Annotated in this window: 19 protein-coding genes and 1 tRNA gene; 8 read left to right on the plus strand and 12 right to left on the minus strand. The window is 60.6% G+C overall.

Annotation, left to right across the window (positions count from 1 at the left end; genetic code table 11):
• Positions 1 to 4: 4 nt before the first annotated feature.
• From cpaB to FHT70_RS10315, 3 genes are all read right to left on the minus strand, one after another.
• Positions 5 to 820 carry a Flp pilus assembly protein CpaB gene (gene cpaB / locus FHT70_RS10305; protein ID WP_183700741.1) on the minus strand — a complete coding sequence of 272 codons (816 nt, stop codon included), beginning with the start codon at positions 818 to 820 and terminating at the stop codon, positions 5 to 7.
• Positions 821 to 930: 110 nt separating this feature from the next.
• On the minus strand, positions 931 to 1,443 hold the full coding sequence (locus tag FHT70_RS10310) for a prepilin peptidase (RefSeq protein ID WP_183700743.1): 513 nt from the start codon (positions 1,441 to 1,443) through the stop codon (positions 931 to 933).
• 122 nt (positions 1,444 to 1,565) lie between these two features.
• Positions 1,566 to 1,754: a Flp family type IVb pilin gene (locus tag FHT70_RS10315; protein WP_183700745.1), complete on the minus strand. Its 189-nt coding sequence runs from the start codon at positions 1,752 to 1,754 to the stop codon at positions 1,566 to 1,568.
• Positions 1,755 to 2,133: 379 nt separating this feature from the next.
• Here FHT70_RS10315 and FHT70_RS10320 point away from each other — a divergent pair, with 379 nt between their 5' ends.
• The 7 genes from FHT70_RS10320 to FHT70_RS10350 all read left to right on the plus strand — a co-directional run bounded on the left by FHT70_RS10320 (position 2,134) and on the right by FHT70_RS10350 (position 7,592).
• On the plus strand, positions 2,134 to 2,544 hold the full coding sequence (locus tag FHT70_RS10320) for a pilus assembly protein N-terminal domain-containing protein (protein WP_085776586.1): 411 nt from the start codon (positions 2,134 to 2,136) through the stop codon (positions 2,542 to 2,544).
• A gap of 113 nt (positions 2,545 to 2,657) precedes the next feature.
• A complete protein-coding gene (locus tag FHT70_RS10325) occupies positions 2,658 to 3,293 on the plus strand; it encodes a TadE/TadG family type IV pilus assembly protein (protein ID WP_183700748.1) in 636 nt (211 codons plus the stop codon).
• Positions 3,293 to 3,874, plus strand: coding sequence for a TadE/TadG family type IV pilus assembly protein (locus FHT70_RS10330; RefSeq protein WP_097600395.1), 582 nt, complete (start codon positions 3,293 to 3,295; stop codon positions 3,872 to 3,874). The genes FHT70_RS10325 and FHT70_RS10330 overlap by 1 nt, the downstream gene beginning before the upstream one ends.
• A gap of 103 nt (positions 3,875 to 3,977) precedes the next feature.
• Complete coding sequence (locus tag FHT70_RS10335; RefSeq protein ID WP_183700750.1) at positions 3,978 to 5,198, plus strand: phosphopentomutase; 1,221 nt, start codon at positions 3,978 to 3,980, stop codon at positions 5,196 to 5,198.
• Positions 5,195 to 6,163, plus strand: coding sequence for an adenosine deaminase (locus FHT70_RS10340; protein WP_183700752.1), 969 nt, complete (start codon positions 5,195 to 5,197; stop codon positions 6,161 to 6,163). Before FHT70_RS10335 ends, FHT70_RS10340 begins: the two co-directional genes overlap by 4 nt.
• Positions 6,164 to 6,265: 102 nt before the next feature.
• Positions 6,266 to 6,895, plus strand: a complete 630-nt coding sequence (gene upp / locus FHT70_RS10345) for a uracil phosphoribosyltransferase (protein WP_020920114.1) — start codon at positions 6,266 to 6,268, stop codon at positions 6,893 to 6,895.
• A gap of 127 nt (positions 6,896 to 7,022) precedes the next feature.
• Positions 7,023 to 7,592: a TIGR02281 family clan AA aspartic protease gene (locus FHT70_RS10350; protein ID WP_183700753.1), complete on the plus strand. Its 570-nt coding sequence runs from the start codon at positions 7,023 to 7,025 to the stop codon at positions 7,590 to 7,592.
• Between the two features lie 6 nt (positions 7,593 to 7,598).
• On the opposite strand, the gene deoA is transcribed toward FHT70_RS10350, so the two are convergent.
• From deoA to FHT70_RS10395, 9 genes are all read right to left on the minus strand, one after another.
• Positions 7,599 to 8,906 (minus strand): thymidine phosphorylase, encoded by a 1,308-nt coding sequence (gene deoA / locus FHT70_RS10355; protein WP_183700755.1) that lies wholly within the window; start codon positions 8,904 to 8,906, stop codon positions 7,599 to 7,601.
• A 1-nt stretch (position 8,907) separates the two neighbouring features.
• Entirely contained in the window at positions 8,908 to 9,684 is a 777-nt protein-coding gene (deoC, locus tag FHT70_RS10360; protein WP_097600400.1) for a deoxyribose-phosphate aldolase, read from the minus strand.
• Positions 9,677 to 10,483 carry a purine-nucleoside phosphorylase gene (locus tag FHT70_RS10365; protein ID WP_183700757.1) on the minus strand — a complete coding sequence of 269 codons (807 nt, stop codon included), beginning with the start codon at positions 10,481 to 10,483 and terminating at the stop codon, positions 9,677 to 9,679. Before FHT70_RS10365 ends, deoC begins: the two co-directional genes overlap by 8 nt.
• On the minus strand, positions 10,480 to 10,869 hold the full coding sequence (locus tag FHT70_RS10370) for a cytidine deaminase (protein ID WP_183700759.1): 390 nt from the start codon (positions 10,867 to 10,869) through the stop codon (positions 10,480 to 10,482). The genes FHT70_RS10365 and FHT70_RS10370 overlap by 4 nt, the downstream gene beginning before the upstream one ends.
• Positions 10,870 to 10,871: 2 nt before the next feature.
• A complete protein-coding gene (locus FHT70_RS10375) occupies positions 10,872 to 11,843 on the minus strand; it encodes an ABC transporter permease (RefSeq protein ID WP_183700761.1) in 972 nt (323 codons plus the stop codon).
• Between the two features lie 10 nt (positions 11,844 to 11,853).
• Positions 11,854 to 12,957, minus strand: coding sequence for an ABC transporter permease (locus FHT70_RS10380; protein ID WP_085776576.1), 1,104 nt, complete (start codon positions 12,955 to 12,957; stop codon positions 11,854 to 11,856).
• Between the two features lie 7 nt (positions 12,958 to 12,964).
• Positions 12,965 to 14,476, minus strand: a complete 1,512-nt coding sequence (locus tag FHT70_RS10385) for an ABC transporter ATP-binding protein (protein WP_183700763.1) — start codon at positions 14,474 to 14,476, stop codon at positions 12,965 to 12,967.
• 83 nt (positions 14,477 to 14,559) lie between these two features.
• Positions 14,560 to 15,552: a BMP family ABC transporter substrate-binding protein gene (locus tag FHT70_RS10390; protein ID WP_183700765.1), complete on the minus strand. Its 993-nt coding sequence runs from the start codon at positions 15,550 to 15,552 to the stop codon at positions 14,560 to 14,562.
• A 315-nt stretch (positions 15,553 to 15,867) separates the two neighbouring features.
• Positions 15,868 to 16,185, minus strand: a complete 318-nt coding sequence (locus FHT70_RS10395; protein WP_183700767.1) for a hypothetical protein — start codon at positions 16,183 to 16,185, stop codon at positions 15,868 to 15,870.
• Positions 16,186 to 16,412: 227 nt separating this feature from the next.
• Between FHT70_RS10395 and FHT70_RS10400 the strand changes: the two genes are divergently transcribed.
• A tRNA-Ser gene (locus FHT70_RS10400) sits at positions 16,413 to 16,502 on the plus strand.
• Positions 16,503 to 16,606 lie beyond the last annotated feature (104 nt).

Genomic DNA, 16,606 nt, shown 5'->3' on the forward strand with positions numbered 1-16,606 from the left:
TCCTTTACTCCGCCTTCGGCGCCGCGCCGGCATCCGTCACGATGGAGCCCGACTTGATGACCTGAATGATCGCGCTGCCGTTGTCGCCGCTCAGCAGATAGTCCGCCGCACTGGTATCCTGCTCCTGCGCATCGGCGACGGAGCGCAGAGCGAGCGAAAGCCGGTCAGCCATCTGCTGGGCAACGGCGAGAACTTTCGTCTGGTCTGGGGTCAGTTCCAGCGTTGCGGTCGTGCCGATCACGGCCTTGGAGCCGTCGTCCTTTTCCTGGATCTGCTGGTCGATGGCGAGAACGCGTACATTGCTCAGCACGGTTTCGGTGATGAGCTTGTTGGCCTCGGTGCCCTTGCGGACCATGATGACATCGACGCGATCGTTCGGCAGGATGAAACCACCGGCGCCCGTTGCTACAGATATCTCGGTGGCGACGGCGCGTTTGCCGGCCGGCAACAGCGAGGACAGGATGCGGCTGCTGGAATCGGCGACTTTTTCGGGCCGAATCGGCTCGCCTTCGAAGATCGGCAGACGCACGACGGCGCCCTGCAGGTCCTTGATAGCATCCGGCTTGTCGGCTTCGGTGATGAAGCCTTGAACGACGCCTTCTTTCGGCCAGGCCATCCAATGCACCGTGTCGTCGCCCAGTCTCGCTCCGACCGGCAGATTTTTGCTCGAAACGAGGATGTTGACGGTAGGTTCTTTCTCGATGACCGACTGCACCTGCGTGACGACGCCACCGCTGCCGGCCATGCGCATTGCCAGGAGCCCGGCTAGGCCGGCTGCCACCAAGGCGACAGCTAGGATTATAAGGCGGGCCGGTTTCATCTATCATTCCTCAAGGCACGATATGTTCGCCCTGCAGAATGCTCCGGAATTGGTATAATTATGGTTAATGGAATGCTTACATTTTAAGTTAATGGGCATTTAAAATGCCGTTATTTCAAGCTTTCCAGCGCAGCGATGAAGAGCGGCGAGGACGGGAAGGCCATGAAGCCGCCGATCGCGATGGCGATGCCGTAGGGGATCTTCTTGGCGAGCAGCAAAGAGTTGGGCACCGGCAGGCCGATCGCAAGGATGGTATTCGACTGCGCCCTCACTAGCAGGATGAGCAGGGTGATGAGCCCGCCGATAATGGCAACATCGGTCATCAGGAAAAGCAGGGATTCGTTCAGGCCGAACCAGAGGGCGGTGGCGCTCAACAGCTTTGCGTCTCCACCGCCCATCACATTGAAGGCAAACAGAGCGAAGCATGCCGTAAAGACGATAGCGCAGGCGGCAAGATGCATGCCGATTGCCTGCAGGCCGAGACCCGCGAACGGCGCCAGTGCGAAGAAGGAGACGATAAAGATCACGGAAACACGGTTCGGGATCGTCATGGTGAACAGATCCGAGAAGGCGGCGAACGCGAGGCAGAGTGGCAATATCATAAAGACTGCAGCTGCGATCATGCTTAAACCCGATCCCGACATGATGCGAAAAGGCTCACGGCCGTTCAGCCTGTGAGCCCGCTCGATGTATCGGCCAACAAAACGGCCGTTATTATGCGGATGCCCTTGGACGGCATTCGGTATTAGCTGCCACTCGCCGTTTGGGCGCTATCCATCTTGGTGCTCAGACCGTTGAACGTGTTGCCGATCTTCTGGCCGAGGGTCGTGGCGCCGGCGATGAGTGCTACGGAAATGAGGGCTGCGATCAGGCCGTATTCGATTGCGGTCGCGCCGGATTCGTCCTTCAGAAAACGGCTAAAAAGCTTGGTCATGGGTACTCCTAACTCCAGTTGATGTTCAGCACGTCCGCCAACTGTTGCCGTTGATCGGATGAACCGCAATCTAATGAATGGGCGTTTCCATCGACTTAAGAAAAAGAGTTAACAGCATGTGAAAGCCGTCAGAGGCTCCTGTATGGTAAGCTTTACCTTATTCATTTCGCTCGATATTTAATGGTTTTAAGAGGTTAACGACGGGATTTATCCTGAGATAGCACAGGCGCCGCACCCAGCCGCAACGTATGCCTACCGGCTCCAGTGCCAAATCAGATCATCCTGCTTCACCGCGAAACAGTATGGTTGGTTTAAAGCTTAATTCACCATTTTTTCCCATTCTATGCGCTATTGCGCTGTGATCGTGAAAGAGGACCCAATGTCATCGAGCGGCAAAACCATTTTCTTTGCCGGCATGATCGCCGTTTCCGGTGTTTCGGGAATTTCCTCGGCCGCAGACGATGACATGCTGCGCGTCTATATGGATCATGCGCGCGTCTTGAAGCTCGACCGCCCCGTCAGCAAGGTCATCGTCGGCAATGCCCAGGTCGCAGACGCGACCGTGGCCGATGCCAAGACCATCGTGCTGACAGGGCGCAGCTTCGGCACCACCAATCTGGTTCTTCTGGATGCCGACGGCAACGCGATCCTGGACGAGCGCATCCTTGTGTCGATAGACGAGGGCAATACGGTGCGCGTCTACCGGCAGACCGAGCGCTCCGTGCTGTCCTGCACACCCAATTGCGAGCAGCATGCGCAGCAAGCGGCCGCCGGCGCCACATCACCCTGATCGGTCCGGCTTGGATCTTCTGCCATTCGTTAAAATCGTCGTATCGGCCTGAAACGGAAAATCAACGAACGGACCCTAGTGTGGCAGGCAGAGATGTCGCTCGGGTCCAGGCAATGACGGTAGTTGATCAGAAGACGGATAGGGAGCGCGCCTTCGCGCCGTACCGTTTCTCCAGGTTTCGCGCTGTCGCCCGCTCGCGCGATGGCGCAGCGGCGATCGAATTTGCCTTGCTTGCCATCCCATACTTCCTGGTGATCTTCGCGATCCTTGAAACCTTCATCGCCTTCGCCGCCGAAGAACTCGTCTCCAACGCCGTCGATACGATGAGCCGCCGGATGCGGACCGGGCAGATCACTTACAATCTCGGCCGTACGACCGATATGAGCCAGACGCAATTCCGCCAGGCGTTCTGCAACGAGATCTCGATCCTGATCAGCTGCTCGACCAGCGAAGCCGCCACGCCGAGCAAGCTTTACCTGGATGTGCAGACGTTCAGCTCCTTCTCGGCCATTCCGACGACGATCCCCAAAGTTTCCAGTGATCGATATGCCGACATCAACACCGCGGCCTTCAAATATACGCCTGGCGGTGCCGGCACAATCAACATGCTGCGCGCCTACTATCGATGGGAAATCATCACGGATCTGGTCCGACCCTATATCACGACGATCCGTCCGTCCGACGGTTCGATGCCGACGCAATATCTGATTATCGCCACCTCGGTCTTCCAGAACGAGCAGTATCCATAATGGCGTTGCGCAACCCGTTCTCCAGACTGGTACAGCAGGCGCGTCGGCTGGCGCGAGAGCGCAAGGGCGCCGGAGCGATCGAATTCGCAATCCTCTTTCCCGTGCTCATCATGCTCTACATCGGCGCTTTCGAGATCACGATCGGCCTCAGCGTCAGCAAGCGCGCGACACGAGCCGCTGGTGCGATTGCCGACCTCGTCACCCAGCAGCAATCCGTCACGAAGAGCGCGCTTGCGCAAATGCCATCGGTGGCAACCGGGATGTTCGTACCTTACAACACGACATCGCTGACACTGAAAATCACCGGAATTTCAATCGACGCCAGTGCCAATGCGAAAGTGCTCTGGTCCTGGGCCCAGGATGGCACGACGCCTTACGCCAAGAATGTGACTGTGAGCGACGTGCCGGCCGACATGAAGACGGCAAATAGCTTCCTTGTTCGGACCGAACTCAGCATCCCCTATAGGATGTTCCTGTTCGCGCCGAACTTCATGCCGGATGGGATGCGCACGATCACCATCAGCCGCAGTTTCTTCTACCGCCAGCGGCAAGGCGACTCGATACCCTGCGGCGACTGCTGACCCCTTCCCCATCTCGAATTTGCCAAGCCAGACGCGGCGCTATATGCGTGGGCTTCAGCCTCCGACGGTCCGGAGGCCGGCGATCGGTCCTTTCGGGGGTAAAATGGCGCGCGCCTTTCTTTTCGTTCTCGATTCCTTCGGCGTCGGTGGGGCGCCTGATGCGGCAGCCTATGGCGACGAGGGCGCCGACACACTCGGCCATATTGCCGAATTCTGCGCGGCCGGTGCCGGAGACCGCGCCGGGCTGCGCAGCGGGCCGCTTTCCCTGCCGAACATGTCGGAACTCGGGCTTCTGCACATCGCCCGGGCGGCCTCCGGCCAATTTCCGGCCGGCATGCCCCTGCCGGAAAAGGTCTATGGCATTTATGGCGCGGCCAGCGAAATCTCCCGCGGCAAGGACACGCCATCGGGCCATTGGGAGATCGCGGGGACACCTGTCAGTTTTGATTGGGGATATTTTCCGACGGAAGGCGATGCCTTTCCCCCGGAGCTGATCGAGGCATTATGCCGGGAGGGCGACATTCTCGGCATTCTCGGTAATTGCCACGCCTCGGGAACGGAAATCATCTCCAGGCTCGGCGAAGAACATATCCGCACCGGCAAGCCGATCTGCTATACGTCCTCGGATTCGGTCTTTCAGGTCGCGGCGCACGAAGCGCATTTCGGCCTGGACCGGCTGCTTGCCTTCTGCCGCACGGCTCGCGCCCTTCTCGATTCCTACAATATCGGCCGCGTCATCGCCCGGCCCTTCATCGGCCAATCCGCCTCCACTTTCCAGCGCACCGGAAACCGGCGCGACTTTTCCGTTCTGCCGCCGGAGCCGACGCTGCTCGACCGGCTGGTCGAGCACAACAGGCACGTACATGCCGTGGGAAAGATCGGCGACATCTTCGCCCATCAAGGCATTTCCAGGGTCATTAAGGCCACCGGCAACGAGGCGCTGATGGATGCGTCGCTCTCGGCAATCGACGAGGCCGAGGAGGGCGATCTCGTCTTCACCAATTTCGTCGATTTCGACATGATCTACGGCCATCGCCGCGACGTGCCCGGTTATGCGGCAGCACTCGAAGCCTTCGATGCGCGTCTGCCTGAGGTCTACAAGAAGTTGAAACCCGGCGATCTCGTCGTGCTGACCGCCGACCATGGCTGTGACCCCACTTGGCGCGGCACAGACCATACGCGCGAACGCGTTCCGGTCATCGCCTACGGCCCCGGCACGCGGTCGCGTTCCATCGGCGTTCGCCGCACCTATGCCGATATCGGCGAAAGCATTGCGCGCCATCTCGGCATCCCGAGCGGAGCGCATGGAAGGAGTTTTCTGTGACATTGCATTTGAAGAAGGTCGAGCTGCACTGCCATCTAGAAGGCGCGGCTCCGCCTGAATTGACCGAAGCGCAGGCGCGCAAATACGGCGTCGACATCAGCAACGAGCTCCGCGACGGCGCCTATGTCTGGCACGATTTCGCCAGTTTTCTCGAGTGTTACGACAAGGTGTCGGAGGTCTACAGGACGGAGGATGATTATGCGCTTCTGACCGAAACCTATCTCGACGAACTTGCCGGCATCAATACGATCTACAGCGAGCTCATCGTGTCGCCGGACCATGGCAAGCGCATCGGGCTCGGCGCAGATGCCTATATATCAGGCGTCTGTGAAGGCATCCGGCGGGCCAAGGCCAAAAGCGGCATCGAGGCCCGGCTGATCGTCACCGGGGAACGGCATTTCGGCCCCGAGAGCGTGATCGGAGCGGCCGAATATGCGGCAAAGGCAGGCAACCCTCTGATAACAGGCTTCAATCTCGCCGGCGAGGAGCGCATGGGCCGTGTGGCCGATTATATCAGAGCTTTCGACATCGCCCGCGATGCCGGCCTGGGATTGACCATCCATGCCGGCGAAGTCTGCGGCGCCTTCAGCGTTGCCGACGCGCTCGATGCCGTGCGGCCCGCGCGCATCGGCCATGGGGTGCGCGCCATAGAGGATACCGATCTGGTGAAGCGGCTTGCCGATCTCGGTACCGTGCTTGAAGTCTGCCCGGGCTCCAACATCGCACTCAGGGTCTTTCCCGACTTCACCTCGCATCCGCTGCGGCGCTTGAAGGAAGCGGGTGTGCGGGTGACGATCAGCTCCGACGACCCGCCGTTTTTCCATACATCGCTGAAGCGGGAATACGAGCTTGCCGCCGATGTTTTCGGATTCGCCGATGCAGAAATCAACGCCATGACGCGCACTGCAATCGAGGCTGCCTTCGTCGACGATGAGACGCGCAAGGCGCTGCTTGCCCGCCTTTAAGGCGAGAGGCTGGGGAAGACCGACGCAAATTCGGCTCCACTCTTGCGGTCGAGCCGATTTCCGTGAAAGAAACATTCGATAGAAAGAATGAAAGGCTTCCCCATGGACGGCGTCACGGTCATCGATCACCCGCTTGTGCAGCACAAGCTCACCATCATGCGGCGCAAGGAGACATCGACGGGAAGTTTCCGGCGCCTGCTGCGCGAAATCTCCACGCTGCTCTGTTACGAGGTCACCCGCGATCTCGAATTGACGATGGCGACGATCGAGACGCCGCTGCAAACGATGGACTCGCCGATCCTCGAGGGCAAGAAGCTGGTCTTCGCCTCGATCCTGCGGGCCGGCAACGGGCTGCTCGAAGGCATGCTCGATCTCGTGCCATCCGCCCGCGTCTCGCATATCGGCGTCTATCGCGATCACGAGACGCTGCAGCCGGTCGAATATTACTTCAAGGCGCCAGAGGACGTGGCCGAGCGCCTGATCATCGTCGTCGATCCTATGCTGGCGACCGGCAATTCCTCGATTGCAGCGATCGACAAGCTCAAGGAACGCGGCGCCCACAATATCCGCTTCCTCTGCCTTCTCGCCGCCCCGGAAGGCATCCGCAACTTCCGCGCTGCGCATCCGGATGTTCCGGTCTTCACCGCGGCGATCGACAGCCACCTCAACGAGAAGGGTTACATCATGCCGGGCCTTGGCGATGCCGGCGACCGCATGTACGGCACCAAATAATTTCAGCCTTCCTTTACCAAATCGAAAGACTTTATGGCCCGGACGATTCGCTCCGGGCCTTTTTGTTATCGATATTAGCAACTTATCAGGATTTGAGGCTTAGCAAGCTGGAAGCATGAGGCCCTGCATGAAGCGGGGTTTATACAGGAAGGATTTCTGTTTCATGCTCGTGCGTACCGTCATATTCGCCAGCATCGCCGCGGTGCTGGCCACACAGGTACCTTCTCTCGTTGGAAGCGGCAGCCAGCAACCTGCCGACGTTCTCTCCGCCAATTTCGTATCTGCCGACGCCCGCCAGTCCGCGGCACCGGCGCCCGCTTCCGGCAATAGTACGATCCGCCTGCAGGCGGATGCGCAGGGCCACTATACCGGCAGCTTCAAGATCAACGGCAAGCCTGTGCTAGGGCTGATCGATACCGGCGCTACCTACGTCGCCCTCAACGAGACACTCGCCCGCCGGCTCGGCTATACCGCAAACCAGCTCGACTTCCGCTATGGTGTCAACACGGCAAACGGGCAGACGAAGGCCGCGCATTTGACCCTCGATCGGGTCGAAATCGGCGGCATCCGCGTCCGGAATGTCGAGGCCTTCGTGCTCAGGGACGACGCGCTCACGACCACCCTGGTCGGCATGAGCTTTCTGCAGAAACTCGCCTCCTATTCCGTCGCCGACGGCTCGCTCAGCCTCAAACAGTAAGCCGCATCAGACCCGGCCTGCAATGACGGGGGCCAGTTCCGGCCTGTCGTCAGCGATCCGATAATGCACGGCAAGGGCCGCAGCAGCTTTTCCCGCCGCGGCTTCGTCGGCAGCGTGGACGACAGCGATCGGATCGCCCGCATTGACTCGGGTGCCAAGCGGCAGGAGGCCGGAGAAGCCGACACGGTGATCGATCCGATCTGCCGGATGCCGGCGGCCGCCGCCGAGATCGATGACGCTGATGCCGATACCGCGCGCGTCGCAGGCGGCAAGCCAGCCGGATCGGGCGGCCGGGACTTCTTTTTCGACCGGCGCCATGGCTAGGTATCTTTCCGAATTCTCGACGAGATCGGCCGGTCCGCCGAGCATGGATACCATACGCCCGAAGCTTTCGGCCGCCTCGCCCGATGACAGCGCTCGGCGCGCCATCCCATTGGCTTCTTCAGAGGAGGCGGAAATGCCCGATTTCACCAGCATCTCGGCGGCGAAGGCAAAAACCACGGCCTCAAGCCGCGTGCCGCTCTTCCTGCCCGCCAGGAAGTCCAAACAGTTGCGCATCTCCACCGCATTGCCGGCGCAATCGGCGAGCGGCTCGTTCATGTCGGTGATCAGGGCGGAGGTCTTCACGCCGGCGCCGTTGGCCACCTCGACCAGGGAACGCGCCAGCATCTCCGCCTGACGGCGATCAGCCATGAAGGCGCCGTTGCCAAGCTTGACATCGAGCACCAGCGTCTCAAGCCCGGCCGCGAGCTTCTTCGACAGGATGGAGGCAGTGATGAGCGGAATGGAATCGACGGTGGCGGTCACATCGCGCACGGCATAGAGCCTGCCGTCGGCAGGCGCCAAGGTTCCGGTCTGGCCTATGATGGCGCATCCCGCCTCCTTCACCACCTTGCCGAAGAGCTCCGCATCAGGGGTGATCGCATAGCCGGGAATGGATTCGAGCTTATCCAGCGTGCCGCCGGTATGGCCGAGGCCGCGCCCTGAAATCATCGGGACGGCGAGGCCGCAGGCAGCGGCGATCGGCGCCAGCATCAGCGAGACATTATCGCCGACGCCACCGGTCGAATGTTTGTCGGCGATCGGACGGTCGATGCCAGCCCATTGCAGCCTGTCGCCGGCATTGGCCATCGCCAGCGTCAGCGCCACGATTTCCTCGCGTGACATGCCTTTGAACCAGACGGCCATGGCGAAGGCGCCGATCTGGCCTTCGGACAGCTGCCCGGCGGCAAGCGCCGCGATGAAGGAGCTGATATCGGCGGCGTCGAGTTCCTCGCCATCGCGTTTACGCCGGATGATCTCCTGCGGAATCATCTCAATAGCTCGACGCCGCAGCCGCTGCCGGCTGCGCTCCACTCAGAACGGCCAGTATGTCGTCGAGCAGGCCGGAAGCGCCGAAGCGGAAGGTCGAGGGCATAGCCCAGTCCGGCGCCATAATGGTTTCAGCAAGGCTGAGATAGAGCGCCGCATCCGCCACCGAGCCGATGCCGCCAGCCGGCTTGAAGCCGACCTTGCGTCCGCTCTCACGAATGGCCCGGATCATGATGTCGGCGGCTTCGAGCGTCGCGTTGACGGCGACCTTGCCGGTCGAGGTCTTGATGAAATCAGCGCCGGCTTCAATTGCCAGTTCGGAGGCACGGCGGATCAAGGCCGCATCCTTCAACTCGCCGGTCTCGATGATCACCTTCAGCAGGACGGGGCCGGCGCATTCGGCGCGCACCGCCTTGACCATGTCAGTCACCGCCTTCTCATTGCCTGATATGAGCTTGCGGTAGGGGATGACCAAATCGATCTCATCGGCGCCATCGGCAATCGCCTCACGGGTTTCGGCGGCGACATCGGCCACTTCCATATCGCCTGCTGGGAAATTGACGACGGTTGCGATCCGCACGGCATGGCCGGCGCCGAGGATGTTGCGGGCATGGGCGACGAAACGCGGCCAGATGCAGATCGCGGCGCTGTTACCGTAGGGCGTCTGCGCGCGGGCGCAGAGCGTATCGATCTGCGCCTCGGTGCAATCGTCCTTCAGATTGGTGAGGTCGAGAAGGGAAAGGGCGACCGCCGCCGTTTCCCGGATTGAATGGCTATTCATTTTCGCTTTCTCCCGCAATCATCTCTTTCAATATGGCGGCGAGACGGGCGCCGCCGACGGGCGCCATGTCCTTGGTTTCTTCATGGCTGAGCTCATTGCCGGTCATGCCTGCTCCATAGTTGGTGATAACGGAAGCGGCCGCAACCCTCAGACCCAGCATTCTTGCGATGATCACCTCCGGCACCGTCGACATGCCGACGGCATCGGCGCCGAGGATGCGCGCCATGCGGATTTCGGCCGGCGTTTCGAAGCTCGGACCGGAAAACCACATATAGACGCCCTGCCCCAGCTCGATCTTGAGCTTTGCCGCCGCCTTCCGCATCGCCGCGGCGAGGCCGGCGTCATAGGCATTGGTCATGCCGACGAAGCGATGGTCGCTTTCCTCGCCGATCAGCGGGTTCGTGCCGGAATAGTTGATGTGATCGGTAATCTGCATCACCGAACCAGGCGGCATATCGTCGCGCAGCGATCCGGCCGAATTGGTCAGGATCAGCGCCTCGACGCCGAGCGCCTTCAAGACCTCGATCGGCAGGCGCATGGCGTTGGCATCGCCCTTCTCATAATAATGCACGCGGCCGGAGAGCATGATGACCGGCTTTCCACCGAGGCGGCCGGCGACAACTTCGCCGGCGTGGCCGGAGACGGCGCTGACGGGAAAGCCCGGCAGATCGCGATAGGGAATACGGACGGCGCCTTCCAACTGGCCAACGAGGGAGCCGAGACCAGAGCCGAGCACGATGCCATGGCGCGGCTTGATCGCGCCGAGCAATGCGGCGAGCAGGTCGACCGTCGTCCTCATCCGAGTTTCGTCTCGAAGCTGAAGGGAAGAAGCTCTTCCATTGTCATGGTCTTCTTCACGCCCGCCTCATCGCAGAGATAGATCTTCGTGTCCTTGGCGGCGAATTCGGAGATCTTCTGGCGGCAGCCGCCGCAGGGCGGGCAGAGTGGCAGCTTCTGGGCGATCACGGCCATTTCAACGATCTTCCTGGCGCCGCTCATGATCATGGCGCTGATCGCGGTCGGCTCGGCGCACCATCCTTGCGGGAAGGAGAGGTTTTCGACGTTGGCGCCTGTATAGACCTTGCCGTCCTCGGCGCGGATCGCCGCACCGACCGGGAATTTCGAATAGGGCGCATGAGCAAAGGCCATGGCGCCGCGAGCGGCCTCGAACAGGTCGTGGGACATGATCAACGCTCCTTCGTATAGGGCACGCCGCCGGCCTTCGGCGGGATTGCGACGCCGATAAAGCCGGCAAGCAGGATACAGGTGAGGATATAGGGCAGCGCCTGGAAAACCTGGACCGGCACTTCACCGACCAATGGTACCTGCTTGCCCTGCATGAAGTTCGCCAAAGCATCGAGGAAGCCGAAGAGCAGGCAGGCGAACATCACCGGCACCGGCTTCCACTTGGCGAAGACCAGCGCCGCCAGCGCGATATACCCCTTGCCGGCCGACATGTCCTTGATGAAGGCGGCGGACTGGGCGATCGCGAGATAGGTGCCGGAAAAGCCGCAGAGGATGCCGGCGCACATGACGGCGCGGTAGCGCAGCCAGGCAACCGAAATGCCTGCCGTATCGACCGCGCCCGGGTTTTCGCCGACGGCGCGCAGCCTGAGGCCGAAACGCGTGCGGTAAAGGACCCACCAGGAGAAAGGCACGGCGAGGAAGGCAAGATAGGTGAGGATATTGTTGCCCGATATCACGCTTGCATAGAGCGGGCCGATGATCGGTATGTCGTGGACGGCATTGGCGCCCGGCAGGATGATCGGTGCGAAGCGGGCTTCAGGCGCCAGCTGCGGCGTGCGTCCGCCCTGACCGAACCAGGCTTGGCCGAGCACGATGGTGATGCCGGCGATGAAGAAGTTGATCGCCACGCCCGAGACGATCTGGTTGCCGCGATTGGTGATCGAGGCAAAGCCATGCACCAGACTGAGCGCCACCGAGCAGATGACGCCGGCGCCGAGGCCCGCCCAGGCCGAACCGGTAAGGTAGGCCACACAGGCGGCGGCGAAGGCCGAGCCCAGCATCTTGCCTTCCAGGCCGATATCGAAGATGCCGGCGCGCTCCGAAAACAGTCCTGCGAGCGCGGTAAAGATCAGCGGAATAGACAGCCTGACCGTCGAGCTCAGGACGTTGATGAAGATGTCGTAGTAATCCATCGTCCGCTCCTCAGGCTCGTTTGAATTGCTGGTAAATGTGCACCATTGCTGGCCGGAACATGTATTCCAGCGCGCCGGCAAAGAGGATCACCAGTCCCTGAATGACCAGGATCATTTCGCGGGTGATATTCGGCATCTCGAAAGAGATCCAGTCGCCGCCCTGGTAAAGGGTGCCGAAAAGGATTGCGGAAAAGATGATGCCGAGCGGATGGTTGCGGCCCATCAGCGACACTGCAATACCGACGAAGCCGGCGCCACCGACGAATTCAACCTGCAGACGGGCGGAAGAGCCCATGACGGGATTGAGCGCCATCATGCCGGCGAGCGCGCCTGAAATCAGCATGGCGATGATGACGATGCGTGCATAGGGTATGCCGGCATAGGCAGCGGCCGTCGAGCTCACGCCGAGTGTACGCATCTCAAAGCCGAGCTTAGTGCGCCAGATGAGGATCCAGACAAACCAGGCGGCAAGGAGGGCGATGATGAAGGAGACGTTGAAGGGCGCTGCACCCAATTTGGCTCCGAAGATGCTCATGATCCAGCCAAGCTTCGGAAGCTGCCCACCCTCGAGGAAGGTACGGGTTTCCGGCGCCATCTTGCCCGGCACGATCAGCACGTGCACCAGCAGATAGACCATGAGAGCGGCTGCGATGTAATTGAACATGATCGTCGTGATAACGATATGGCTGCCGCGTTTGGCCTGCAGGAAAGCGGGAATGAAGGCCCAGGCCGCACCGAATATCCCGGCGCCGACAATGGCGATCGGCATCGTCACATACCAGGGCACGTAATTGTCGAGCGCAAGCGCTACCAGCGCACAGCCGAGACCGCCAATATAGGCCTGACCTTCAGAGCCGATGTTAAAGAGACCGGCGTGGATGGCGACTGCTACGGAAAGGCCAGTGAAGATGAAACTCGTTGCATAGTAGAGTGTGAAGCCTATGCCTTCGCCGCTGCCGAAGGCACCCTCGATCAGCAGCGAAAGAGCGGCAAGCGGGCTTTCGCCGATCAGCCAGACGACGAAACCCGAGATCAGGAAAGCGACGACGAGGTTTAAAAGCGGGATCAGACCGTAATTGATCCATCTCGGAAGCGGAACGGAAGCAGTGCTCATAAAGGCCTCACGCGGCAATGCCGGCCATCATCAGGCCGAGGGTCTGTTCACCGGCATCGGGCGTCTTCTCACCGACGACATGGCCGGCGAACATGACAAGGATACGGTCGGAAAGGGCGCGGATCTCATCGAGCTCGACGGAGACGAGCAGGATCGCCTTGCCCGCGTCGCGCATCTCGATGATCCGGCGGTGAATGAATTCGATGGCGCCGATATCGACGCCGCGCGTCGGCTGGCCGATGATCAGCATCTTCGGATCGCGTTCGATTTCGCGCGCGACGACGATCTTCTGCTGGTTGCCGCCGGAGAAATTGGCCGTCTTCAGCCGCGGATTCGGCGGGCGGATGTCGTATTTTTCGATCTTCTCCATCGCGTCCTGGCGGATCGCGTCGAGATCGAGCAGCGGCCCTTTGCTGTAGCCCGGACGGCGGTGATAGCCGAGGACGGAGTTTTCATATTCCTCAAATTTCAGCACCAGTCCCATATGGTGCCGGTCCTCGGGAATATGGGCAAGCCCGAGGTCGCGCAGGCGGGCGGGATCGGCCTTGTCGATCGTCTGGCCGTCGAGAAGGATTTCGCCGGAGACAGGCTTCCGGATACCGGCAATCGCCTCCAGCAATTCGGACTGGCCGTTGCCGGCGACACCGGCGATGCCGACGATCTCGCCGGCACGCACCTCGAAGGAGACATTATCGACCATGGTGACGCCGCGATTGTCCTTGACCGTCAGGTTGCGGACAGAGAGCACGGCGGCGCCCGGATTGGCTTCGCCCTTCTGCACGCGCAGCAGCACGCGACGGCCGACCATCAACTCGGCAAGCTCCTCCACCGTCGTTTCCGCCGTCTTGCGGGTGGCGACCATCTCGCCGCGGCGCATGACGGAGACCGTATCGGTGATCGCCATGATCTCGCGCAGCTTATGGGTGATGAGGATGATCGTCTTGCCCTGGTCGCGCAGCACCTTGAGGATGCGGAAGAGGTGGTCGGCTTCAGCCGGCGTCAGCACGCCCGTGGGTTCGTCGAGGATCAGTATCTCGGCGCCGCGGTACATGGCCTTTAGAATTTCGACGCGCTGCTGCAGGCCGACCGGCAGCTCTTCGATCAGTGCGTCCGGATCGACCTCGAGGCCGTATTCGGTTTCCAGCCGCTTGAGCTCGGCGCGGGCCGATGCGACGCCTCTGGCCAGCAGCGATCCGCCTTCGGCGCCGAGCATGACGTTCTCGAGCACGGTGAAATTGTCGACCAGCATGAAATGCTGGTGCACCATGCCGATGCCGGCGGCGATCGCTGCCTGGCTGTCACGGATGGTGACCGGATTGCCGTTGACGCGAATCTCGCCGCTGTCGGCGTGGTAGAAACCATAGATGATCGACATCAGCGTCGATTTGCCGGCGCCGTTTTCACCGATGATGCCGTGGATCGTTCCCTTGGCAACGGTGAGATTGATGTCCTTGTTGGCATGGACGGCACCGAATTTCTTATCGATGCCGACAAGCTCGATAGCGGGCTTATCTGTCACTGCAGGCTCCAAATAAGAAAAGGGCGTATGGCGAAAATCCCCTCCGCCATACGCCCGATCTCGATATTACATCAGGGCGCTGATCACTTCGGGCAAGCGTTGTCCGATGTGTAATCGTGAACCTTGACGGTTCCGGCGATGATATCGGCCTTGGCCTTGTCGACGGCGGCCTGCATTTCCGGCGTGATCAGCGACTTGTTGTTGTCGTCGATCGCGGCGCCAACACCATCTTCCTTGACGCCGAGGGCCTGAACGCCAGCGGTGAACTTGTCGTTCTTGGTGTCGGTGTAGGCGTTGTAGACGGCGAGGTCGACGCGCTTGACCATCGAGGTCAGGACCGAGCCCGGATGCAGATGGTTCTGGTTGGAATCGACGCCGATCGACAGCTTCTTGTTGTCGGCGGCGGTCTGCAGAACACCAAGGCCGGTGGCGCCTGCAGCCGCGTAAATGACATCGGCGCCCTGATCGATCTGGTTCTTGGTGAGCTCGCCGCCACGAACCGGATCGTTCCAGGCAGCGCCTGTGGTGCCGGTCATGTTCTGGAACACCTCGATATCGGCCTTGGCGGCGCGCGCGCCTTGCTCATAGCCGCATTCGAATTTGCGGATCAGCGGAATGTCCATGCCGCCGACGAAGCCGACCTTGCCGGTTTTGGAGGCCATGCCGGCGAGAATGCCGACGAGGTAGGAGCCTTCTTCTTCCTTGTAGACGACCGAGCGGACGTTCGGCTTGTCGACGACGGAGTCGACGATGATGAATTTGGTATCCGGGAATTCGGCTGCGACCTTCTCAATTGCCGAAGTCCAGGCGAAGGAAACGGCAACCACCGGATTGAAACCCCGGCTTGCGAAGTTGCGGATGGCCTGTTCGCCCTGGGTGTCGCCGGTCGGCTCGAAATCGCGATAGGCGATGCCGGTCTCGGCCTTGAACTTCTCGGCGCCGTTATAGGCCGCTTCGTTGAAAGACTTATCGAACTTCCCGCCGGTGCCGTAAACCAGCGCCGGCTTGACATCGGCGGCAAGCGCCGTCGTCGATATGGCAGCCACGGCAAGGAGAGTGAGAAGGGATTTTTTCATTGTGCAGCCCTGTTGTTGCTATTCATTAGGGGTCCTCCCGCAAGCCCTTTTGGGCATGTCTGCGGAACCACCGACCTCCCCCCGGAGGCCTGGCTGCGCGCATCCTTGCATGGCTCACAGAAAAATTCACCAGAAATTTTTCAGGCGGTAAAGATTTGCAGCGATTGCTGAAAATCAGTTCTGTCAGGCTGATTTTTGGACATTTCCGCTGCCGGGATGCAAAATTTCCCGGCAAGCCGACAGCCATGTCGGGATCACGGAAAGACCGGCGGCGACCGAATCTTCGGCCGAGCCGCAGCGGCAAGACCAGCTTGGCTATGCCGTAAAACGGCCGGCCACCGGCGGCTTCTTGTAGCCGACCACCCAAAGAAGCAGCGCGATCACAAGAAAAACCGCAAAGGCCGGCTGGAGCATCAGCCACTGAAAGATGAAGGCATAGAAGCGCGGGTGGATATAGTAGGAAAGCGCGGATTGCAGCGACGTCAGTGTGTCCGGGCTCACATCCTGCCAGGCATCCGACATCGGCGTCATGATCACGGCGGAGGCGGCAACCGATTGGATCGAATCGATGGTCCCGGCAATAACGGCTGCCGCAAGTGCGACAAGACTCGCCAGACGCAACAGGAAACGCATCAATCCCTCCGACGCTTCGATATGCCGGACAATTCCGGCGAGCCCGCGCCATTCTCCACCTTGAGAATTACATAGTCATCGCTGAGGTGAAGCACAATGGGATGGGCCGAGCGGAGTTTTATCGGAAGAAGTCAAAAAACTGTTAGATTTGGGTTGATCGGCAAAAATTCATCGGTATATATCGCGCCGTTCCGACGATTTGCTCCTATCCGGGCGCGAACGCCAAAGGACAGGTGGCCGAGTGGTTTAAGGCGCACGCCTGGAACGCGTGTGTACGTGAAAGCGTACCGAGGGTTCGAATCCCTCTCTGTCCGCCATTTTTCGTCTGTCCGACCCGGAGACATAGGTAACAGTTTGTCCCTAAGACATGGGTGACAACCTCGTGCCGAACGGGTTGTCGATGGTTTGTAAGGTTCTCTGT

Source organism: Rhizobium sp. BK049, assembly GCF_014193135.1.
GTDB lineage: Bacteria > Pseudomonadota > Alphaproteobacteria > Rhizobiales > Rhizobiaceae > Rhizobium.